Source organism: Vogesella indigofera (assembly GCF_003633895.1).
GTDB classification, from domain to species: domain Bacteria; phylum Pseudomonadota; class Gammaproteobacteria; order Burkholderiales; family Chromobacteriaceae; genus Vogesella; species Vogesella indigofera.
This window is the reverse complement of the sequence record NZ_RBID01000015.1, coordinates 25,648-45,947: the sequence shown is the minus strand read 5'-3', so window position 1 is coordinate 45,947 and position 20,300 is coordinate 25,648. Positions and strand designations below refer to the sequence as shown.

Annotated in this window: 15 protein-coding genes and 1 riboswitch; of the genes, 7 read left to right on the top strand and 8 right to left on the bottom strand. The window is 65.1% G+C overall.

All coding sequences use genetic code 11. The features are described 5' to 3' along the window. Positions 1-18: 18 nt before the first annotated feature. Complete coding sequence (gene katG, locus C8E02_RS10220; RefSeq protein WP_120810693.1) at positions 19-2,211, bottom strand: catalase/peroxidase HPI; 2,193 nt, start codon at positions 2,209-2,211, stop codon at positions 19-21. Positions 2,212-2,417: 206 nt separating this feature from the next. On the opposite strand from katG, the gene C8E02_RS17235 reads away from it, so the two are divergent. From C8E02_RS17235 to C8E02_RS10190, 6 genes are all read left to right on the top strand, one after another. Then, positions 2,418-2,645, top strand: coding sequence for a hypothetical protein (locus C8E02_RS17235; RefSeq protein WP_147424480.1), 228 nt, complete (start codon positions 2,418-2,420; stop codon positions 2,643-2,645). A gap of 207 nt (positions 2,646-2,852) precedes the next feature. Beyond that, positions 2,853-2,948: riboswitch (TPP riboswitch) on the top strand. A gap of 54 nt (positions 2,949-3,002) precedes the next feature. Beyond that, the gene (locus C8E02_RS10210) at positions 3,003-4,019 is read left to right on the top strand and encodes a thiamine ABC transporter substrate-binding protein (RefSeq protein ID WP_120810691.1); all 1,017 of its coding nucleotides are present in this window, start codon (positions 3,003-3,005) and stop codon (positions 4,017-4,019) included. Between the two features lie 84 nt (positions 4,020-4,103). Next, complete coding sequence (locus C8E02_RS10205) at positions 4,104-5,651, top strand: ABC transporter permease (RefSeq protein ID WP_120810690.1); 1,548 nt, start codon at positions 4,104-4,106, stop codon at positions 5,649-5,651. Then, positions 5,635-6,576, top strand: coding sequence for an ABC transporter ATP-binding protein (locus C8E02_RS10200; protein ID WP_120810689.1), 942 nt, complete (start codon positions 5,635-5,637; stop codon positions 6,574-6,576). Before C8E02_RS10205 ends, C8E02_RS10200 begins: the two co-directional genes overlap by 17 nt. A gap of 123 nt (positions 6,577-6,699) precedes the next feature. Then, positions 6,700-7,287, top strand: coding sequence for an SIS domain-containing protein (locus C8E02_RS10195; RefSeq protein ID WP_120810924.1), 588 nt, complete (start codon positions 6,700-6,702; stop codon positions 7,285-7,287). Positions 7,288-7,643: 356 nt separating this feature from the next. Beyond that, complete coding sequence (locus C8E02_RS10190) at positions 7,644-9,341, top strand: methyl-accepting chemotaxis protein (protein ID WP_120810688.1); 1,698 nt, start codon at positions 7,644-7,646, stop codon at positions 9,339-9,341. Positions 9,342-9,558: 217 nt separating this feature from the next. Here C8E02_RS10190 and C8E02_RS10185 read toward each other — a convergent pair whose 3' ends face one another. Together C8E02_RS10185 and C8E02_RS10180 are read right to left on the bottom strand one after the other, a co-directional pair. After that, positions 9,559-10,038 carry a YbaK/EbsC family protein gene (locus C8E02_RS10185; protein ID WP_120810687.1) on the bottom strand — a complete coding sequence of 160 codons (480 nt, stop codon included), beginning with the start codon at positions 10,036-10,038 and terminating at the stop codon, positions 9,559-9,561. Positions 10,039-10,311: 273 nt separating this feature from the next. Further along, positions 10,312-11,409, bottom strand: coding sequence for a hypothetical protein (locus C8E02_RS10180; RefSeq protein WP_211329217.1), 1,098 nt, complete (start codon positions 11,407-11,409; stop codon positions 10,312-10,314). Positions 11,410-12,190: 781 nt separating this feature from the next. Between C8E02_RS10180 and C8E02_RS10175 the strand changes: the two genes are divergently transcribed. Then, on the top strand, positions 12,191-12,667 hold the full coding sequence (locus tag C8E02_RS10175; RefSeq protein WP_047967559.1) for an FKBP-type peptidyl-prolyl cis-trans isomerase: 477 nt from the start codon (positions 12,191-12,193) through the stop codon (positions 12,665-12,667). 281 nt (positions 12,668-12,948) lie between these two features. On the opposite strand, the gene C8E02_RS10170 is transcribed toward C8E02_RS10175, so the two are convergent. The 5 genes from C8E02_RS10170 to C8E02_RS10150 all read right to left on the bottom strand — a co-directional run bounded on the left by C8E02_RS10170 (position 12,949) and on the right by C8E02_RS10150 (position 20,226). Beyond that, the gene (locus C8E02_RS10170; RefSeq protein ID WP_120810686.1) at positions 12,949-14,412 is read right to left on the bottom strand and encodes an MFS transporter; all 1,464 of its coding nucleotides are present in this window, start codon (positions 14,410-14,412) and stop codon (positions 12,949-12,951) included. Between the two features lie 86 nt (positions 14,413-14,498). Then, positions 14,499-15,305 carry an oxidoreductase gene (locus C8E02_RS10165; RefSeq protein WP_120810685.1) on the bottom strand — a complete coding sequence of 269 codons (807 nt, stop codon included), beginning with the start codon at positions 15,303-15,305 and terminating at the stop codon, positions 14,499-14,501. A gap of 38 nt (positions 15,306-15,343) precedes the next feature. Continuing rightward, the gene (locus C8E02_RS10160) at positions 15,344-18,412 is read right to left on the bottom strand and encodes an efflux RND transporter permease subunit (RefSeq protein ID WP_120810684.1); all 3,069 of its coding nucleotides are present in this window, start codon (positions 18,410-18,412) and stop codon (positions 15,344-15,346) included. Next, the gene (locus C8E02_RS10155; protein ID WP_120810683.1) at positions 18,409-19,524 is read right to left on the bottom strand and encodes an efflux RND transporter periplasmic adaptor subunit; all 1,116 of its coding nucleotides are present in this window, start codon (positions 19,522-19,524) and stop codon (positions 18,409-18,411) included. The genes C8E02_RS10160 and C8E02_RS10155 overlap by 4 nt, the downstream gene beginning before the upstream one ends. An 84-nt stretch (positions 19,525-19,608) precedes the next feature. Further along, positions 19,609-20,226, bottom strand: a complete 618-nt coding sequence (locus C8E02_RS10150; RefSeq protein ID WP_120810682.1) for a TetR/AcrR family transcriptional regulator — start codon at positions 20,224-20,226, stop codon at positions 19,609-19,611. Positions 20,227-20,300: the final 74 nt, after the last annotated feature.

Genomic DNA, 20,300 nt, shown 5'->3' with positions numbered 1-20,300 from the left:
GCCTGCCGAGCCTGCCGCTTACGCCAGATCGAAACGGTCCAGGTTCATCACCTTGCTCCACGCCGCCACGAAGTCGTTGACGAACTTCGGCTGCGCGTCGCTGCAGGCGTACACCTCGGCCAGTGCCCGCAGCTGCGAGTTGGAGCCGAACACCAGGTCCACGGTGGTGGCGGTCCATTTCTGCGCGCCGCTGGCGCGGTCACGGCCTTCCAGTACGCCGTCGGTGGCGGATTTCTGCCACTTGGTTCCCATGTCGAGCAGGTTGACGAAGAAGTCGTTGCTCAGGGTGCCGGGGCGCTGGGTGAACACGCCGTGCTGTGCCTGGCCGGCGTTGGCACCCAGCACGCGCAGACCGCCGATCAGCACTGTCATTTCCGGCGCGCTCAGCGTCAGCAACTGCGCCTTGTCGATCAGCAGTTCGGCGGCGGCGCCCTCCAGCCCGGGCTGCACGTAGTTGCGGAAGCCGTCCGCGCGTGGTTCCAGCACCGCGAACGAGGCGACGTCGGTCTGGTCCTGCGTGGCGTCGGTGCGTCCCGGTGCAAACGGTACGGTCACCTGCTGGCCGGCTTGCTTGGCCGCGGCTTCGATGGCGGCAGCGCCGGCGAGCACGATCAGGTCGGCCAGCGAGATCTGCTTGCCGCCGGCGGCTCTGGTGTTGAAGTCCTGCTGGATCGCGGCCAACGTTTGCAGTACCTGCGCCAGTTGCGCCGGCTGGTTGACCGCCCAGTCCTTCTGCGGCGCCAGGCGGATGCGCGCACCGTTGGCGCCGCCGCGCTTGTCGCTGCCACGGAAGGTGGCGGCGGAGGCCCAGGCGGTGCCGACCAGCTGTGCCACGGACAGGCCGGAGGCGAGCACCTTGGTCTTCAGCGCGGCGATGTCCTGCGCGTCGACCAGCGGGTGGTCCACGGCCGGCACCGGGTCCTGCCAGATCAGTTCTTCTGCCGGTACCAGCTTGCCAAGGTAGCGGGCGCGCGGGCCCATGTCGCGGTGGGTGAGCTTGAACCAGGCGCGGGCGAAGGCATCGGCAAACGCCTGCGGATCCTGATGGAAGCGGCGCGCAATCGGTTCGTAGATCGGGTCGAGGCGCAGTGACAGGTCGGCGGTGGTCATCATCGGCGGATGCTTCTTGCTCGGGTCGTGCGCGTCCGGAATCATGTCTTCCGGCCTCACGTCCTTGGCCACCCACTGGTGCGCGCCGGCCGGGCTCTTGGTCAGTTCCCACTCGTAGCCGAACAGGGTGTTGAAGTAGCCGTGGTCCCAGGTAGTGGGGTTGGGTTTCCACGCGCCTTCGATGCCGCTGGTGGTGGCGTGCACGCCCTTGCCGCTACCGAACTGGTTGATCCAGCCGAGGCCCATTTCCTCGAGCGGTGCGCCTTCCGGTTCCGGACCGACCAGTGCCGGGTCGCCGGCGCCGTGCGCCTTGCCGAAGGTGTGGCCGCCGGCGACCAGCGCCACGGTTTCCTCGTCGTCCATCGCCATGCGGGCGAAGGTTTCGCGCACGTCACGGCCGGAGGCGACCGGGTCCGGGTTGCCGTTGGGGCCTTCCGGGTTGACGTAGATCAGGCCCATCTGCACCGCGGCCAGCGGGTTTGCCAGCTCACGGTCGCCGCTGTAGCGCTTGTCGCCCAGCCAAGTGCTCTCCGGTCCCCAGTAGATGTCTTCTTCCGGCGCCCAGATGTCCTCACGGCCGCCGCCGAAGCCGAAGGTCTTGAAGCCCATCGATTCCAGTGCCACGTTGCCGGCGAGGATGAACAGGTCGGCCCACGACAGCTTGCGGCCGTATTTCTGCTTGATCGGCCACAGCAGGCGGCGCGCCTTGTCGAGGTTGCCGTTGTCCGGCCAGCTGTTGAGCGGGGCGAAGCGCTGGTTGCCGGTGCCGGCGCCGCCGCGGCCGTCGGCGATGCGGTAGGTGCCGGCGGCGTGCCAGGCCATGCGGATCATCAGGCCGCCGTAGTGGCCCCAGTCGGCCGGCCACCAGTCCTGCGAATCGGTCATCAGCGCGTGCAGGTCGGCGACCACGGCATCCAGATCCAGGGTCTTGAACTCGGCGGCATAGTCGAACGCCTCGCCCATCGGGTCGGACTTGGCGGAGTGCTGGTGCAGGATGCCCAGCTTCAGCTGATTGGGCCACCAGTTACCGTTGGAGGGGCCGCCGGCTACGGTGTGCGGGGCGGCGCTACCCGAAAACGGGCACTTGGCTTCTGTCGACATGGTTATCTCCTGTTGCTTTTGATTGCCAGCGGATCACGCCAGGTGGCGGGTCCGCTGCGGTTGGCTGGGGTTGACTTGACTGCTGATCTGAGCAGCATCGCCGGCCACCCGGCTGGTTGCCGGGCACTGGCCATCACGCGGGTTGCGGCCAACGTTGCGGCTTACTGCATCCACACCAGGTTGGCCCACATCTCGTCGAGGGTGATGTGCTGGCGGAAGAAACGTTTCATGGTCTTGCTCCTTGCAGATCGCTTGATGACTGGATTATGGATACCGGTTATGCATTTGTTAAATTGATTGTTGTTTTTGATTTGTTAGCTTTTTGCTATTTATCTGCCATGCCGCACGTATCGGGTGCCATTTGCGCCGTGCTGGTGCACGCGCCATGTCGTGGTGATTCTTTTTATAGCGGCAAAGTGGCGAATTGGCAGTGATGGCGGCGCTTTTTGCTGGCACGGCAATTGCTCAATAGTCGGCGAGGGTAGCTGTGGTGGCTGCGCCTCGCTTGAGAGTCTGTCCCGTTGCTTCTGTCGGCATACTGCTAGACACGCCCGTTCCCGCACTGGGGGCGGGCGATTTTTTTGCGCCGGCCGCGCGCCGCGGCGGTTAAGCAATGCCGCGCAACGCGCTATACTCGCCGCTTCGATCACCGGGGGTGTCTGCCGCAGGCAGACTGAGAGATACCCCAGAACCTGATCTGGGTCATGCCAGCGGAGGGAGCGTGATGCGCGGCCAGTCCGCGTCCCGCTTCTTCTTTTGGTCGGCACCATTACCAAAAGAGGATGTCTGCAATGTTCAAGAAGTCCGTACTGCTGCTGGCGCTGGCCGGCGTTTCCCTGAGCACCCTGGCCGCGGAGCTGCGGGTGATGACGCACAGCTCGTTCAGCCTGCCGAAAGAGCGCATCGCCGAGTTCGAGAAGCAAAGCGGCGCCAAGCTGGCCATCATCAAGGGCGGCGATGCCGGCGAGATGCTCAACAAGCTGATTCTGACCCGCGCCAATCCGGTGGCCGACGTGGTGTACGGCATCGACAACACCCTGATCGGCAAGGCCAACGCCGCCGGCGTGCTGGAGGCCACCAGCAGCAAGGTTGGCCGCAGCGTGGCGGTGGCCAGCCTGCCGGGCGCGGTGGCCATCGATTACGGCTATGTCACCCTCAACATCGACAAGGCCTGGTTTGCTAACAGCAAGTTGCCACTGCCGGCGACGCTGGACGACCTGACCAAGCCTGCCTACAAGAACCTGCTGGTGGTGGAAAACCCGGCGACCTCCAGCCCCGGCCTCGCCTTCCTGCTGGCGACCATCGCCGGCAAGGGCGAGGAGGGCGCCTTCCAGTGGTGGGGCAAGCTGCGCGATAACGGCCTGAAGGTGGCCAAGGGCTGGAGCGAGGCCTACTACACCGACTTCACCCGCAACGGCGGCGCGCGCCCGATCGTGGTCAGCTACGCCACCAGCCCGGCGGCGGAAGTGTTCTACAGCAAGGAAAAACTGGCCGAATCGCCGACCGCCAACCTGTTGCTGAAAGGCGGCGTGTTCATGCAGGTGGAGGGTGTGGCCAAAGTCAAGGGCGGGCTGCAGCCGCAGCTGGCACAGCAGTTCGTCGATTTCCTGCGCGGCGAGGCGGTGCAGAAAGAGCTGCAGACCAGCATGTGGATGTACCCGGCGGTCGCCGGCGTGGCGCTGGCGCCGGTGTTCAAGCACGCCGCGCAGCCGGCCAGCTTCAGCAACCCGGACCTGAAGGCGATGCAGCACAAGACCGCCGCCTGGGTCAGCCGCTGGACGCGACTGGTGATCAAGAACGCGCCGTGATGCGGCGGGCTGCCGGCGCGCTCCGGCAGCGGGGTGTTTTCGCGACGGTAACGGCGGCAGCCGTTACCGTTTTCCATTGTCGTGATGCAGAAAGTGTTGCCCTTGTCTGATTTCCGCTGGCTGGCCTTGCCGCCGCTGTTATTTCTGCTGCTGCTGGTCGGGCTGCCGCTGTCGCGCCTGCTGTACGAGGGCGGGCTGGCATTCAGTCCGGCGCTCCTGAGTGATGCCTACCTGCAGTGGCGCCTAGGCTGGTCGCTGCTGCAGGCGGCGGCCACCTGCGTGCTAACTCTATTACTCGGCCTGCCGCTGGCGTGGGTGCTGGCGCACTTCGAGTTCCGCGGCCGCGCGCTGCTGTTGCGGGTGCTGATGCTGCCCTTCGTGATGCCGACGCTGGTCGCCGGCCTCGGCGTGCTGGCGCTGTTCGGCCCGCACGGCGTCAGCGGGCTGAACCTGCAGGACACGCCGTGGCTGCTGCTGTACGGCAACCTGTTCTACAACCTGCCGCTCTTGATCCGCGCCGCGGTGGACGGCTTCGACCACGTGCCGGCCAGCCGGCTGATGGTGGCGCGCACGCTGGGCGCCTCGCGCTGGCGCGCGTTCTGGCGCGTGGAGTGGCCGGTGGTGCGGCCGTGGCTGGCGTCGGCGCTGTGCCTGATCTTCCTGTACTGCTTCTCCGGCTTCGGCCTCGCGCTGCTGCTCGGCGGCCAGCGGTACGCCACGGTGGAGGTCGAGATCTACTCGCTGGTCGCCTACGAGCTGAACCTGGCCGATGCCGGCGCACTGGCGCTGCTGATGCTGCTGCTCGGCGCCGTCATCGCGCTGCTGTACGCGCTGATCGAGCGCCGCCTGGCGCGGCCGGACAAGCGCAGCCCGCCGCTGCGGCAGCCGGTGCAAGGTTGGCCGCAACGGTTGCTGCTGCTGGCCTGCCTGCTGCTGCTCGCGTTGTTTGCCGCCGCGCCGCTGCTGGCGGTGCTCTTGCGCGCGTTGCTGGCTGATGCCGCGGCGTGGCGGGTGCTGCTGCAGGACGACACCCTGCTGGCGTTGGGCAACACGCTGCGCTTTTCGCTGCTGGCGCTGCTGCTGGCGACGGCCCTGGGCCTGCTGCACGGACTGGCGGCGCAGCGCAGCGCCGGCCTGCGCGCGCTGATGTTCCTGCCGTTCATGGTGTCGCCGGTGTGCGTCGCCTTCGGCCTGCTGCTGGCCTATCCCGCCTACAGCGCGACGCTGGCGCTGCTGGTGGCCGCCTATGCGCTCCTGGCCTACCCGTTTGTCGCCAAGGCGGTGGTCAGCGCTCGCGACGCCTTGCCGGCGGCGCTGCCCAATGCCGCGCGCACGCTGGGCGCGTCGCCGTGGCGCGTGTTCTGGCGCGTCAGCCTGCCGCTGATGCGCCCGGCGCTGCGGCGCGGCATGGCCTTTGCCGCCGCCACCGCCGTCGGCGAGTTTGCGGTCAGCCTGTTCCTGTCACGGCCGGAATGGCTGACGCTGACCACGCTGATCTACCAGCATCTGGGCCGCCCCGGCGCGGCCAATCTTGAGGCGGCGCTGGTGTTGTCCAGCGTGCTGCTGCTGCTGGCGCTGCTGGCATTCATGGCCATCGAGTGGCCGGAGAAGACTCATGCTCGAACTTCGTGACCTGGCGCTGGCGTTTGCCGGCCGCCGCGTGCTGGACGGCCTGTCGCTGCAGGTGGCCGCCGGCGAAACCGTGGCCCTGCTCGGCCCCTCCGGCGAGGGCAAGTCCAGCCTGCTGGCGGTGATCGCCGGCCTGTTGCGGCCGCAGCGCGGCCAGGTGTGGCTGGGCGGGCGCGACATCAGCCGCCTGCCGCCTGAGCAGCGCCAGCTGGCGATGATGTTCCAGGACCACGCCTTGTTCCCGCACCTCGATGCTGCGGCCAACGTTGCCTTCGGCCTGCAGGAACGCGGCGTGCCGCGCGCGGCCGCACGGCAGCGTGCCGAGGCGGCGCTGGCGGCGGTGGGGCTGGCCGGCCGTGGCGCGGCCGCCTGCCACCAGCTGTCCGGCGGCGAGCAGCAGCGGGTGGCGCTGGCGCGGGCGCTGATCGGCGAGCCGGCGCTGTTCCTGCTCGACGAGCCGTTTTCCAGTCTCGACACCCATCTCAAGCAGCAGCTGATCGACGACCTGCGCCAGCGGCTGTCAGCCATGGCGGTGCCGACGCTGCTGGTGACGCACGACCGCCACGAGGCGTTCGCGCTGGCCGACCGCGTCGCCATCCTGCAGCACGGGCGGCTGATCCAGGTCGGCACCCCGGGCGAGGTGCTGGCGCGGCCGGCCAGCGCCTGGGTGGCGCGCTTCGTCGGCTTCGACAACGTCGCCGCCGATCACGCCATCCCGCCGGCGGCATTCCGGCTCGGCGACGGCCAGCCGCTGCGCACGGTGAAACTGGTCGAGCCGCGGGTGGAGGGCTGCCGCGTGGTGGTGGCTGGCGACGGTGGCGACTGGGTGCTGTCACTGTCGGCGCGCGAGCTGGCCACGCAGCCGTATCCGCAGCGTGGCGGCCATCTGGCGGTGGGCGTCGATCGCGCAGCGCTGCTGCGCTGGTAGCTCTTTGCGGCGTCAGGCAGCGGCACGCGGCCGGCGCCGGGCTTGAGGCGGAACAGGTGCCGGGCGCGGCTTTTGGTGTAAACTGCCACGCCTGTTTCCGGATAATTGCAGAAAGAACGCACCATGAAGCCGCATATTCTCGACACCCTCCACCAAGCCCGTAACGCGCTGGACGCGCTGCTGGCCAATCCGGCGGCGCTGGCTGCCATCGGCGATGCCGGTGATGCGCTGGTGAACGCCTTCCGCCAGGGCAAACGGGTGTTCAGCTGCGGCAACGGTGGCTCGATGTGCGACGCGATGCACTTTGCCGAGGAGCTGTCCGGTCGCTACCGCCTGAACCGCAAGGCATTGCCGGCGGCGTCGATCAGCGACCCCAGCCACATCAGCTGCGTCGGTAACGATTACGGCTACGAGGCGATCTTCTCCCGCTATCTGGAGGCGCACGCCGGGCAGGGCGACGTGCTGCTGGCGATCAGCACCAGTGGCAGCAGCAAGAACATCCTCGCCGCGGTGAACGCGGCGAAAGCGCTGGGCGTGACCGTGGTGGCGCTGACCGGCCGCCCCGGTTCGGTGATCGGCGAGCTGGCCGACATCGACGTCTGCACCCCCGGCGGCCAGTACGCCGACCGCGTGCAGGAGCTGCACATCAAGGTGATCCACATCCTGATCGAGTCGGTGGAGCGCGAGCTGTTTCCGGAAAACTACGCCTGATTGTCATCGGCATGAAATATAAAGCCTGCTCGCGAGCAGGCTTTTTTTTATTCAATTGCGACATGGTGTTACAGCTTTTTCGCCGTGACAGCTTGATTCTATTCTGGCTTTAATTGAGCAGGATTGGCATCAATGCCGTTCTGGCGGCTTTTGCCACGACCGGTCTTGGGTTTTGTGCGCCGCAGCATGAGGATTTTGTCATAAAATTGCTTATATGCTATGTCTTTTGCAACTAAGTAAAAATACTGGGTGCCAAAAGATCGCATTGCACTGGGGCCGGGTTGGCACTAGATATCAACAGTGATGTCATCAGGATTACCCCTGTCGACGCGCTCAACCCCACCGGAGCCACCCCCATGCTGCGCAATCCCACCATCGGCCAGCGCCTCAGTTTTCTGGTCATCGTCCTGCTCGCCATCGCCGCCTTCCTCGGTGGCTACGGCATGTATACCCAGTCCAAGATTCTTGCCGACTTTTCAAGCACCTATAACGATCGCGTGGTACCGCTGCAGCAGCTGAAGCTGGTGGCGGACGGCTACGCGGTCAGCATTGTCGATGCCGCGCACAAGGTCCGTGCCGGCGCGCTGAATCGCGACGGTTTCCTCTCCAATCTGGATCAGGCGCGCACGCAGATCCGCCAGCAGTGGCAGGCCTACCGCGCCACCGAGCTGACCGCGCACGAGCTGGAGCTGGCGCAGCAGGCGGAGCGCAGCATGCAGGCGGCCGACCATACCGTCGACCGGCTGCGCGAACTGGTGGTGGCCGGCGATAACGCGGCGTTGCAGACATTTAATGACGCGCAGCTGTATCCGGGGCTGGACCCGGTATCGGGGCGCATCTCCGCGCTGATCGACCTGCAACTGAAGGTGGCGGCGCAGGAATACGCCGCGGCCGAGGCCGACGCCGCCTTCTGCGCGCGGGTGTCGTTGGCGCTGATGCTGCTGGGCATGGTGCTGGGCGCGGCGCTGGGCTACACCATCATCCGCCGCTTGCTGTCGCAACTGGGCGGTGAACCGAACGACGTGGTGGCGCTGGCCGGGCGCATCGCCAACGGCGACCTCAGTCTGCAGCTTCCGGTGCGCGGCGGTGACCGCCACAGCATCGTCGCCTCGATGGCACAGATGCAGCAGGCGCTGATCGCGCTGGTGCGCAACCTGGACGGCATCGTGGCGCGGCTGACGGTGAATGCGTCGGAACTGGCGGCCGCCTCGGAGCAGGTCGCGGTCAGCGCCGAGGAGCAGACCCGCTCCGCGGCGTCGATGTCCGCCGCGGTGGAGCAGCTGTCGGTGAGCATCGCCTCGGTCAGCGACAATGCCCGCGATGTCGCCACCGACGCGCAGGCGTCCGGCAGCCTGGCGCAACAGGGGCAGGGCATCATCGAGCGCACCGTGCACACCATCCACCAGGTGGCGCAGCAGGCGCGCGACGCCAGCCGCCAGGCGGACCTGCTCGGCAACAAGTCGCAGCAGATTGCCAATGTGGTGCAGGTGATCCGTGATGTGGCGGAGCAGACCAATCTGCTGGCGCTGAATGCGGCGATCGAGGCCGCCCGTGCCGGCGAGCAGGGCCGCGGCTTTGCCGTGGTCGCCGACGAGGTGCGCAAGCTGTCGGAGCGTACCGCGCAATCCACCGCCGAGATCAGCAGCATCATCGGCGAGATGCTGGACAACAGCCAGCGGGTGGTGGCCGGCATACACGGCACGGTCGGGCAGATGGAGGACGGCCTGCAGCAGAGCCAGCAGGCGCAGGGCGCGGTGGCCGGCATCGGCGACAACGTTGGCCGCATCAACCACGCCATCGCCGAAATCTCGGTGGCGCTGGTGCAGCAACAGGCGGCCGGCAGCGGCATTGCCGGCAATGTCGAGCAGGTGGCGCAGATGTCGGAGGAAACGTGCAGTGCCGCGGCACAAACGGCGGCATCGGCCGGTCAGCTGGAGCAGATGGCGCACGAGCTGAAGGCCGCCATCGACTTCTTCTCGCTGCCCGCCACCACCGCGCCGGCACGTGACATGGCGTTCGCGATGCCGCTGGCCAGCCGGCTGCAACCCGCCTGATGTCGTACTAGCCAGACCGTAGCAAGCGACACGGCCCCATCCGGAGCCGTGTTGTTGTTGGCGCTCAGAAAGGGTTCATGATCTGGCACACTTATGCGGGACAAGGCGAAAACGGCTGAGGCAGCGGCGCTTATCCCGATGTAACAAGCATGCCGCCGCCGTTTTGAACGTGGCATCGCCCCGTTGATATCAGTCACGGCAGATCGTGGACAGGTTCTCAGGCGGCGACGGTTTCCTGCGGCTGGCACACGTCCACCCAGTGGCCGTCGACCACGGCGACCAGCTGCGCCAGGCTGATGCGCACCGCGGTGTGCACGTCACCGGCGGCGGGCAAGACCTCGTCGAAGGCCTGCAACGAGCTGTCCAGATACACCGGCAAGTCGGTGGCGAGGCCGAACGGGCACACGCCGCCGACCGGGTGCCCGGTCAGCGCTTCCACCTCGTCGGACGGCAGCATGCGGCCCTTGCCGAAGGCTTCCTTGAATTTGCGGTTGTCGATGCGGGCATCGCCGCGCGCCACCAGCAAGACCACCCGGCCATCGCCCAGGCGGAACGCCAGCGTCTTGGCGATGCGTCCCGGCTCGACCCCATGCGCCTCGGCGGCCAGCGCCACGGTGGCGGTGCTGGTTTCCAGCTCGATGATGGCGATGTCCAGCTGACGGGCGGCAAAAAACTCACGGACGGATTGCAGACTCATGGCGACCTCGGCTTGATGGCGAAGCGCTTATCTTGACAAGGTCGACGGGGTTTGAACATTCCCCGCACCCCGGCTGGCCGGGGGATATAACGGCGCTGTGGCGGTGGTGGCGAGCCGGCGGGGGATGTCGGGCGACCCGGCTGCCGCGTGCCTGAGCCCTGAGGTGCTGCGACGCAGGGCGCAAAGGTTGGCCGCAGCGCACGGGGAGGACACAGCAAAACCGCCGCGAGGGCGGCGGTTTGCTCGGCGGGATCGGCCGGCAGCGGGCGCGGCTCAGTTGTGCCGGTCGCGGCCGCGTTGCTGCTGCTGTTCAAGTAGCAGCTCTTCCTCGGTTGGCGGCCTGCCTCTGGATGGCTGCCGTTGCTGTGGCGGCTGTCTGGTTTCCGAATCCTGTTGCCGCTGCTCGGTGCGGGAGCGGTTCGGGTTGCCCTGTGGTTGCCGTGGCATGTCGGGTCGCTGTTGCTGCTCGATCCGCGGTTGGCCCGGTGCGGACTGCCGTGGCGCGTCCTGTTGTGGCTGCCGGCTTGGTGCTTGCCGCAGGTCGGGGCGTTGTTGCTGCTCCATCCGCGGCTGGTTTGGAGCGGGTTGCCGTTGCACGTCCGGTGCAGGCTGGCGGCTTGGTGACTGCCGCACGTCGGGGCGCTGTTGCTGCTGCTCCATCCGCGGCTGGTTCGGTGCGGGCTGCCGTTGCATGTCCGGTGCAGGCTGGCGGCTTGGCGATTGCCGCACGTCGGGGCGCTGTTGCTGCTGTTCCATCCGCGGCTGGCTCGGCTTGCCTCGCTGCTGGAAATGCTGCTGCGTTACCTCTTCGCGTGGCTGATAGCGGTAATTCCGCGAGCGGATCTCGCGCAGCTGTTCGGACGAGCGCGGATAGTTTCTTTCCGAATATTGCCGCTGATAGTGCGGCAAGGGTGCCGGGGCGGGTGCGGAGCGCTGATCCCAGCGATCCCAGTCACGATGGCGCTCGCTCCAGTCGCGTCCCCAGTGTTCGTCCCAGCGCGGCGCGCGGTCGGCACGCCAGTAACGGAAGTACATCGGCGGCCGGCGATAGTAGCGGATCGGCACCCGCAACACGAACAGCGGCATGTATTCCGGCTCTACCTCCCACCACGGCCCATTGTACCAGTCGCTGGCATACCAGCGGTCGTCCTCGTAGGCCCAGTACAGCCCGTCGTAGAAGAAGAAATTGAAGTTGAGGCGGGGGGCGTAGTAAACCGGATAGCCCGGCACCCTGACCATGGCCGGATACGCCGGCAGGTTGATGCCCAGGCTGATGCCGGGCAGTTCGATGCCAATGCCGATACTGAGCTGGGCGTGGCTAGGCAGCGCCGGGAACAGCAGCATGGATAAAGCAAGCAGGAGATAGCGCATTTCGGTTCTCCAGTAGGATAAACAGCCATCGCGGCGACGACTGTTGTGACCGAGGCTTGCCGACGAAGACGAGATCGTGGGCACTGAATGGAGCTGGAACAAACGAAGGCGAGAGCAACCAGTCCGCGTGAAGGCGCCGGCCATACCGGTTTCGGCGCCCATCAGGCTGCCAGCAGGGCCGTGCTCCGCCGTGTCGGGAGCCATGCCGCTGCGACAACCACCTGTTGCCAGACAAAGACGGCTCCGTACGGAGCGCGCAATGAAAAAAACACACTGTGTGGCACAGCCATGCATCCAGGCGCGCCCTTGAACCAAGGGTGAATTAACAACGCTTCATCTTTACATTCTAGGTCGGATACGCCGCATTGCGAGGGCTACCGCCTGGCCTCGCCCGCAAGCCCACGCCGCGGTCGTCATGCCGCAGCGCTATCTGCCGCCATCCACCTGCGGCGTGCGCGACTACAAAGCCAACTGCGCAAGGGGGGCCTGGCAGGGGGCAGTCACTTGAACGGCTGCCGAGGTGAACGACCTGTGGCCAGGTACGTGGCAGCGGGGCAGGTTGCCCACCAAAACGGCCATCCAGTCCCCAGGCATGGCGTGGCCGATTGCCGCTAGCAAACAGACATTCGATGACAAACTAACGATGTCTCCACGGAGCTGGGGCAACTGCAAGCGGATATCCGGCGCATATCGGGCGCGAGTGAGGTGACTCGCCCGCCAGTTGACACGCCCCCGCCGAACTGCGACCCTTTCCGCCTCAATTTATTAGCCATTGCCCGCCATGAAAATCACCCAAAACACCGCCGTCACCCTGCGCATGAAAGTTACAGACAGCCAGGGTCTGGTTTACGACGATGGCAAGAATCCGGTCTCCTACCTGCACGGTGATTACGACAACCTGTTTCCCAAACTGGAAGCCGCACTGGAAGGTCAGGAAGCAGGCTTTCAAACCACGCTGGAACTCGCAACTGAAGACACCTTCGGCGAGCGCGACGAAGCCTTGGTAACCACCATGCCCAAGGCCGACTTCCCGCCCGGCGTCAAGGTCGGCGGCCAGATCCAGCGCATCGGCCCGGATGGCGAGCCGCGCTACTACTTCGTCACCAAGATCAAAGGCCCAACCGTATTGCTGGACGGCAACCACCCACTGTGCGGTAAAACCCTGCGCTTCGCCATCACGGTAGTGGACGTGCGTGAGGCAAGCGCAGAGGAAATTGCCCACCAGCATGTACATGGCGAGCACGGGCATCAGCACTGATACCTCCCCGCTCCTCACAAACAAGGCCCTCCCTCCGTTGGGAGGGCTTTGTTTTGCCTGAACCCCACCTGCTATGGCCAGGAAGCGCGATCAGATGCCAGCGCTTTTCGGCAAGCTGGGATCCTGTCCCAACCATGCCGAAGTCGTCGCCATGAATCGTACGGCGAACTCCGTCGTTGGATGGGCAAGTCCCCCAAGCCAGGAGCGATAGGCTCGGGAAGCTGCGGCGCATTCGTGCAGGCGTGACAACAGAATCGCCATCTACTCTATGCCTTTCGCAATCAGGCACAGTCTGAGGCATGCGCTTTTACGATGGCTACGGACGAAGTGTTCACGGGGAGGCACAGGGCTGCGGTCAGCAGTGCCAAGCTCATATGGCACAAGTAGACGGTATTAAAGTCAGCACGTTGTAAACCGGGGCTCCCGAGCAGTAGGACGGTGAGGGCGACACCCATGACTGAACCAACTTGCCGTATCGCCTGGTTGATGGCAGCACCTACGGCGTAATGGCCGGAGGGTAGGTGGCTGACCGCCGCCCCCGACAGCGACGGCAACACCATGCCCACGCCAAGGCCACTCAACAGCATGCCCGGCAGCCAGTCGGTCAGATACGCGGGCTCGGTGCCGGGCACCAGCAAAAACCACAGTGCGCTGGCCGCGTAGATCAGACATCCCACAACCAGCAAAGGTCGGTGACCATGCCGGCTCGCGATTCGGCCCGACACAGCGGCTACCGGAATCACCAGCAGCGGTCCGGGCGCCATCGCCAGACCAGCCAGCGGCAACGAATAGTGCCAGATCGACTTCATGTAAAAAAAGAAGGCGAAAAACATCATCGAGAACGCGATGCCGAAGCTCAACGTTGCGAGATTGACGTAACGGTATGTGGCGTTGCGGAACAAGCCCAGGTCCACCAGTGGCGCGGTGATAGACCGAGCCCAGGCGACAAATCCGACGACGCACGCCAACCCGATGCCCGCAGCAGCCAGCAGCTCATGGCGTGACCAGGCTGGCGACTCCGCTTGCACAATGGACAACGCCAATGCACCGATACCGACGATCAGCAAGCCCATCCCCGCCAGGTCTAGCGGGCGCCCTGGGGTTGACTGCTTCGCCTCCGTCAGCAGTGTTGCGCCGCGCCAGATGGCAAGAATGCCCAACGGCACATTCAGGTAGAACGCCCATTGCCACCCGAGCGACGCAATCACGAACGCGCCCAGGCTGGGGCCCACCGCTGCCGCCAGACCACCGACCGCTCCCCATAGGCTGACCGCCACAGCACGTTTGTTTGTCGGGAACGCCGCCAGCACGAGCGAGAGCGATGCCGGCGTCAGCAATGCAGCCCCAATGGCCTGCAGAACTCTGGCTGCGACCAGTCCCTCTACGCTGACCGCCAAACCACAGGCCACAGAAGCCGCCAGAAACAGCGCAACACCAACGAGAAATACCTGCTTGTGCCCGTGCTTGTCGGCCAGTCCGCCGGATGGGATTAGCATCGCAGCATAGGCCACGGTGTAGGCATTGAGCACCCACGAGAGGTCTGCCGCAGTAGCCAGCGGGAAACCGGCCCGCAAGGCGCTGAAGGCGGCGAACAGCATGGTGCCGTCCATAGAGACAAGAAACACCGCCACACTGGCCACCCAGAACACCGGCCATGGTGAGGCGGTGCTGGGGGGCATGCTGGACAAAGCCTGTTCCATGCTGGCGCGCGAGGACATGCTGGACTTTCTGTCTGAATCTGTCATAAGGCTCTTCCGGTCATTTAGGGTGCTCGCTCCCTCGGCGCCAGGCTCATTGAGGTGCGTGCCACTGTTAGAGGGGCGGGATCGATTCAGGCCAGCCCAAACGTTTTCCGCAGGCCTTTCTCGACCGGGCCGGCAGGCATGAAGCGGCGCAGCCTGGCCAGCAGAGACGCCTCACCTTTGGGCGTATGGCGCATCTTCCAGGCGCCCAAGGCGGCATCAACAATCGTGGCGGCCACGCCATCGGGCTCGGGCGCTTTTTGGACATTGTTCAGGATTGCCTGGGAAACGACGCCGAGCTCCTTGTCGTAGTCGGAGATTCTGGAAGCGGTCTGCGGCGCATTGAGGTCGAGATTGGTCTTGGTAAAGGAAGGTTCGACCAGCGCCACACGGATGCCGAACTGGCGCACCTCGTGATCCAGGGTTTCGGACAGTCCTTCAACGGCATGCTTGGAGGCCGAATAGAGCGCCATGTACGGTGCGGGCAGAAAACCCAGCACCGAGCTGACGTTGACGATGCGACCGGAACGCTGCTCGCGCATGTGCGGCAACACGGCCTTGATCGTGCGCAAGAGGCCGAACAGGTTGGTGTCGAACAGCGTCTGGGCTTCGGCAATCGACGTTTCTTCCGTGGCGCCCAGCAGGGTCATGCCCGCGCTGTTGACCAGCACGTCGATGCGCTTGGCTTGATCGATGATGGTCTGGATGCCACGTTGAATTGACGTGTCGTCACGGATATCCATCTCGATGAGGGCAACGTCGGGTATGGCTTGCGCTTTGGCCGTGTTGCGCACCGTGCCGAATACGCGGCAGCCCTGTTTGGCAAATTGCATGGCGGCGGCACGCCCGATACCCGACGACACGCCGGTAACGACGACAACTTTGGAATTCGGCATGGCAGTTCCTTCTTGTGTAGGTGATTTGGATTGGGGGGTCAGCTTTGCGACGGGCTTGGCCTGATCTTGAACCAGATGGAATACATGGCCGGCAGGAACACGAGCGTCAGGATCGTCCCGGCAAAGGTGCCGCCAATCAGCGTGTAGGCCAGCGTTCCCCAGAACACCGAATGCGTCAGCGGGATGAAGGCCAGGATCGCCGCCAGTGCGGTCAGGATCACCGGACGCGCGCGCTGCACGGTCGCTTCGACCAGCGCACGGTATGGGTCCAGCCCGGCCTGTTCGTTTTCGCGTATCTGTCCGATCAATATCAGCGTGTTGCGCATCAGGATGCCCGACAGCGCAATCAAGCCGACCAGCGCATTGATGCCGAAGGGCTGCTGGAACAGCAGCAGCGTCGGCACCACGCCGATCAGTCCCAGCGGACTGGTCAGGAACACCATCACCATGCCCGCGATGGAGCGCACCTGCAGGATGATGATGAGCAGGGTGATGGCCAGCATGATGGGGAAGATCGGCAGCATGGCGACCGTTGCCTTGCCCGATTCTTCGATGGCGCCGGCCTCCGCGATGCGGTAGCCCGTCGGCAGCTTGGCTATGATGGGCTGGAGTTGCCGGGTCATGGCCGTGGACACGTCCGGCGGCTGCAGGCCCTCGGCGATGTCGCCCCGCACCGTGATGGTCGGCATGCGGTCGCGCCGGCGCATGATTGGCTCTTCCATGCGCACCTCGACCTTGCCCACCTGCGACAGCGGGATGCGCTGCCCGTTGGCGCCGGCCAGGGTGAAATCGCCGATCCTGGCCGGGTCGAGCCGGACATCCCCGGCCGAACGGGCGACGACCTGCACCGTGCGAATGTCCTCGCGCACAGCGGTGACGGGCACTCCGGTCAGCAGGAATTGCAGTTGTTGCGCCACGGCGCTGGAGCTCAGCCCGACGGCTTGCAAGCGGTCCTGCTGCAAGGTGAAGTGCAAGGTGGGCACGCGTACCCCCCAATCCGTGTTGACCGTGCGCATCATCGGGCTGGCATCCATGACCTGCTGCACCTCAGCCGCTACTTTGCGCAACACATCCGGGTCAGGGCCGCTGACCCGGTAGGCCACCGGGAAGGGCGAATAGGGACCAAACACGAGCTGAGTAACACGCAAGCGCGCCTCGGGGGCCAAACCATCGGCGATGGCCTGCCGCAGCCGGTGTTTCAACGCCTCGCGCTCGTCCTGGTTGTCCGTGCGCACCACGATTTTCGCAAACGACGGATCAGGCAATTCCGGACCCATCGAGAAATAGAAGCGCGGCGCGCCCTGGCCGACGTAGGAAGTAACGATCCTGGCTTCCTCTTGCTTGGCCAGCCAGGCTTCCACCTTCCCGGCCGCGACGCTGGTCTGGGTGATCGACGTGCCATAGGGCATCTGCACCTCGACCAACACTTCAGGCCGGTCGGAGATCGGGAAGAACTGTTTCTTGACCACCGCCATGCCGAGTACCGACACCACGAAAAGGCCGATCACCGAGCCGGCGACGATCCACTTGCGGGCAATGACGCGCCCCAGCAGCTGGCGAAAGCGGTTGTAGCGTGGCGTGTCGTAGATCGCATTGTGGCCGCCTGCCGCCTTCTTGAAGTCGGGCAACAGCTTGACCCCGAGATACGGCGTGAACACCACCGCGACCACCCACGACGCGATCAGCGCGACGCCAACGATCCAGAACATATTGCTGGTGTACTCACCCGCCGAGGATCGGGCGAAGCCATTGGGCATGAAGCCGACTGCCGTCACCAGCGTGCCCGACAACATGGGCGCCGCGGTATGACTCCAGGCGTAGGCTGAAGCTTTGATGCGGCTGTAGCCTTCTTCCATTTTCACCACCATCATCTCGATGGCGATGATGGCGTCGTCCACCAGCAGACCCAGCGCCAGGATCAGCGACCCCAGCGTGATGCGGTCGAAGTTCTTGCCGGTCGCCAGCATCACCGCAAACACGACGGCCAGCGTCAGCGGTACGGCCGCGGCAACCACGACCCCGACACGCCAGCCCATGCTCACGAAGCTGACCAGCATCACCACCAGCACCGCGGCGAAGAACTTGACCATGAACTCATCGACCGCCGAGCTGATGTTGACGGCCTGGTCGGTCACCTTGCTCAGGCTCATGCCCAGCGCTTGCTCGGCGTTGATCGCGCCGACTTCGCTATCCAGCGCCTTGCCCAGATCCAGCCCGTTCCAGCCGTCGCGCATGATGACGCCCAGCAACAGCGCAGGTTGGCCGCCGTTACGGATCATGAACGTCGCCGGGTCTTCGTAGCCGCGCTTGACCGTGGCGATGTCCGACAGCTTCAGCGTGCGGCCTTGCGCCACCACCGGTGTGTCGCGGATTTTCTGCAGCTGGTCAAAGGCGCCGTCCAGGCGGATGAACACCTCCGGCCCCCTGGTTTCCACCGCGCCGGCCGGCGTCAGTGCATTCTGGCTATTGAGGGCGGCGAAAATGTCCTGCGGGCTGACGCCCAGCGTGGCCAGACGCTCGTGCGAAAACTCGACGTAGATGCGCTCCGACTGCTCGCCAACGATGTTGACCTTCTTCACGCCCGGCACGTGCAGCAGACGCTGGCGTAGCGTTTCCGCGTCGCGAACGAGCTCGCGCTGCGGCACGCCCCTGGCCTTGAGTGAATACAAGGCGAAGGTCACATCGGCGTACTCGTCGTTGAGAAATGGCCCGATCACGCCGGGCGGCAGATTGCGTACTTCGTCGCCGACCTTTTTGCGGGCCTGGTAGAACTCGTCTTTCACCTCCGACGGCGGGGTGCTGTCCAGCAAGGTCAGCGTGGTGAAAGCCAGTCCCGGGCGGGTGTAGGTCTCGCTACGGTCATACCAGCGCAGCTCCTGCAGGCGCTTCTCGATCTTCTCCGCCACCTGGTCTTGCATCTCCTGCGCGGTTGCGCCGGGCCAGGCGGTGACGATGGTCATCACCTTGATCGTGAAGGAGGGATCCTCGGCCCGCCCCAGCTTGAAGAAGGACATCACCCCGCCCAGCGAGATCAGGATGATCAGGAACAGCGTGATGGCGCGTTCGCGTACCGCGAGCGCCGACAGGTTGAAACGGCCTTCGCTCACGGCTGGACTCCTTCGCTTGCCATGGCGACGGCTTGCTCAGCCACGCGAACCTGCCCGCCCTCGCGCAGCAGATGCGCACCGAGCGCGACGATCCGGTCGCCTTGCTTGATCTGGCCGGCGATGCGCGCGCTATCGTCACGCAGGTGCAAGACGGTGACCGGCCGCCAGGAAACCTTGGCCGGCTTGCCATCGATCAGCCATACCCCCGGCCCCTTGCCCGCGTCGAACAGCGCACTGATTGGCACCTGCATGCCGCCGTTCACTGCGGCCTGGCCATCCGGAATCCGGATGGTCACCGTGGCACCCAGCGGGGCGTCGGCCAATTCGCCCTCCAGTACGTAGTGTGCTTCGAAGGTGCGGGTGAGTCGGTCTGCGGCATCGGAAAGCTGGCGAAGTCTGGCCGGAACGCTCACGTCTTCCTTGCCGAACAGCGTGGCTTGCCCGCTGGAACCGACCGCAGGGCGCAGGGTTTCCGGCAACTGGATCACCGCCTCGCGGCGCCCGGCGTGGGCCAGCCGCACCACGATCTGTCCAGCGCCCACAACTTGGCCGGGCTCGGCCAGCGTTTCCATCACCACGCCATCGCCATCCGCCACCAGCTCCGCATAGCGGCTTGCATTACGGGCCACGTCGGCCTGTGCTTCGGCCGCGCTCAGCTGGGCTTTGGCGGCATCCGCCGCCGCCTTGACCTGGTCGTAGGCGGAAGCAGAAATCGCACCGGTGCCACGCAGGTCACGGTAGCGGGCCTCGTCCTGCGCCGTCTGCTGCGCCCGCGCGCGTGCCGCGGCAACCGCCTCCAGCTGTGCCTGTGCGGCCAACTTGAGATCGGCCGGGTCTATCCGCAGTAGCGGTTGGCCGCGTTTAACGGTTTGCCCGGCGTCCACCAGACGCTCCAGTACCTTGCCGGAGACGCGGAAGCCGAGATCGCTCTGTACCCGGGCAGCGATGGTGCCGGTGAAGGAACGTGACTCAGGGCTGAACCCCTGGACGATGGCGGCACGCACCAGCGGTGTGCCGGTGCGGGGGTCGGTCTGTGCTTTTTCGCCGCAAGCGACCAGGGCAAACGGCAAAGCACAAATGACAGTAGAGAGGGCAAGGCGATGCCAAAGCATGAAAGTCCCTTTGACGAAGTAATCGGGACTTTCAGTATTGTTCTTGTGACCAATTTAGTCAATAGTCACAAGCTGGTCGCATCATCATGGCGACAGGCTGCGCAGCACCAGGCTGGAAAGTTGCGCGGGTGCCTCCTCGGTGTTGTCGAAGTTGTACTGCAATAGCAGTGGGTGCAGATAAGGGCGCATCACCAGGTAAATCGCTTTGGTGGTTTCATCGAGCGGCGTCTTGCGCTCAAAATCCCCGCTCAGTCGCCCCTGCTGCACGACTTCCTGCAGCAAACCCTGAATGCGCTCCTCGTAGGCGACCGTCGCCTGCCAGCGTTCACCGGCGGCCGAGGCAGCGATCTCATAGAGCTTACGGTCCTGGAAAAACAGCCGCAGGCTAGCCTCCACAATGGTTTTGAACATCCGCCGCAGTTTCTCGGGCGGGCGTTCCGCGGCGTCTACCGCTGCTCTGACATCGTTCTCGATCTCGCGCAGACAGTTGGCACAGATCATCTCGCCGATGGCTTGCTTGGACTCGAAGAACTTGTAGATATAGGCCTTGGAAAAGCCGATGGCCTTGGCGAGATCCGATACTGTGGTTTTCTCGTAGCCATAGCGGCTGAAGTGCTCGGTGGCAGCGGCAACGATTTGATCGCGTACGTCGTGGTCGGCCGGGCCGCGGGCCGCAACGGGGGAGGCGTGTGTATTCTTCATGGGTTGTAGCTTACAGACCTGCTCAAAAATTGACAATGAGTGACCAATATGTATTATGGTCACTATAGTTCATT

What these genes read in the sequence shown, in the direction of transcription:
- C8E02_RS10210 (WP_120810691.1), top strand. Translation starts at nt 3,003, where the DNA reads ATGTTCAAGAAGTCCGTACTGCTGCTGGCGCTGGCCGGCGTTTCCCTG.
- C8E02_RS10155 (WP_120810683.1), bottom strand. Translation starts at nt 19,524, where the DNA reads ATGCTTTGGCATCGCCTTGCCCTCTCTACTGTCATTTGTGCTTTGCCG.
- C8E02_RS10190 (WP_120810688.1), top strand. Translation starts at nt 7,644, where the DNA reads ATGCTGCGCAATCCCACCATCGGCCAGCGCCTCAGTTTTCTGGTCATC.
- C8E02_RS10150 (WP_120810682.1), bottom strand. Translation starts at nt 20,226, where the DNA reads ATGAAGAATACACACGCCTCCCCCGTTGCGGCCCGCGGCCCGGCCGAC.
- C8E02_RS10165 (WP_120810685.1), bottom strand. Translation starts at nt 15,305, where the DNA reads ATGCCGAATTCCAAAGTTGTCGTCGTTACCGGCGTGTCGTCGGGTATC.
- C8E02_RS10205 (WP_120810690.1), top strand. Translation starts at nt 4,104, where the DNA reads ATGCAGAAAGTGTTGCCCTTGTCTGATTTCCGCTGGCTGGCCTTGCCG.
- C8E02_RS10180 (WP_211329217.1), bottom strand. Translation starts at nt 11,409, where the DNA reads ATGCGCTATCTCCTGCTTGCTTTATCCATGCTGCTGTTCCCGGCGCTG.
- C8E02_RS10200 (WP_120810689.1), top strand. Translation starts at nt 5,635, where the DNA reads ATGCTCGAACTTCGTGACCTGGCGCTGGCGTTTGCCGGCCGCCGCGTG.
- C8E02_RS10175 (WP_047967559.1), top strand. Translation starts at nt 12,191, where the DNA reads ATGAAAATCACCCAAAACACCGCCGTCACCCTGCGCATGAAAGTTACA.
- C8E02_RS10170 (WP_120810686.1), bottom strand. Translation starts at nt 14,412, where the DNA reads ATGACAGATTCAGACAGAAAGTCCAGCATGTCCTCGCGCGCCAGCATG.
- C8E02_RS10195 (WP_120810924.1), top strand. Translation starts at nt 6,700, where the DNA reads ATGAAGCCGCATATTCTCGACACCCTCCACCAAGCCCGTAACGCGCTG.
- katG (WP_120810693.1), bottom strand. Translation starts at nt 2,211, where the DNA reads ATGTCGACAGAAGCCAAGTGCCCGTTTTCGGGTAGCGCCGCCCCGCAC.
- C8E02_RS10185 (WP_120810687.1), bottom strand. Translation starts at nt 10,038, where the DNA reads ATGAGTCTGCAATCCGTCCGTGAGTTTTTTGCCGCCCGTCAGCTGGAC.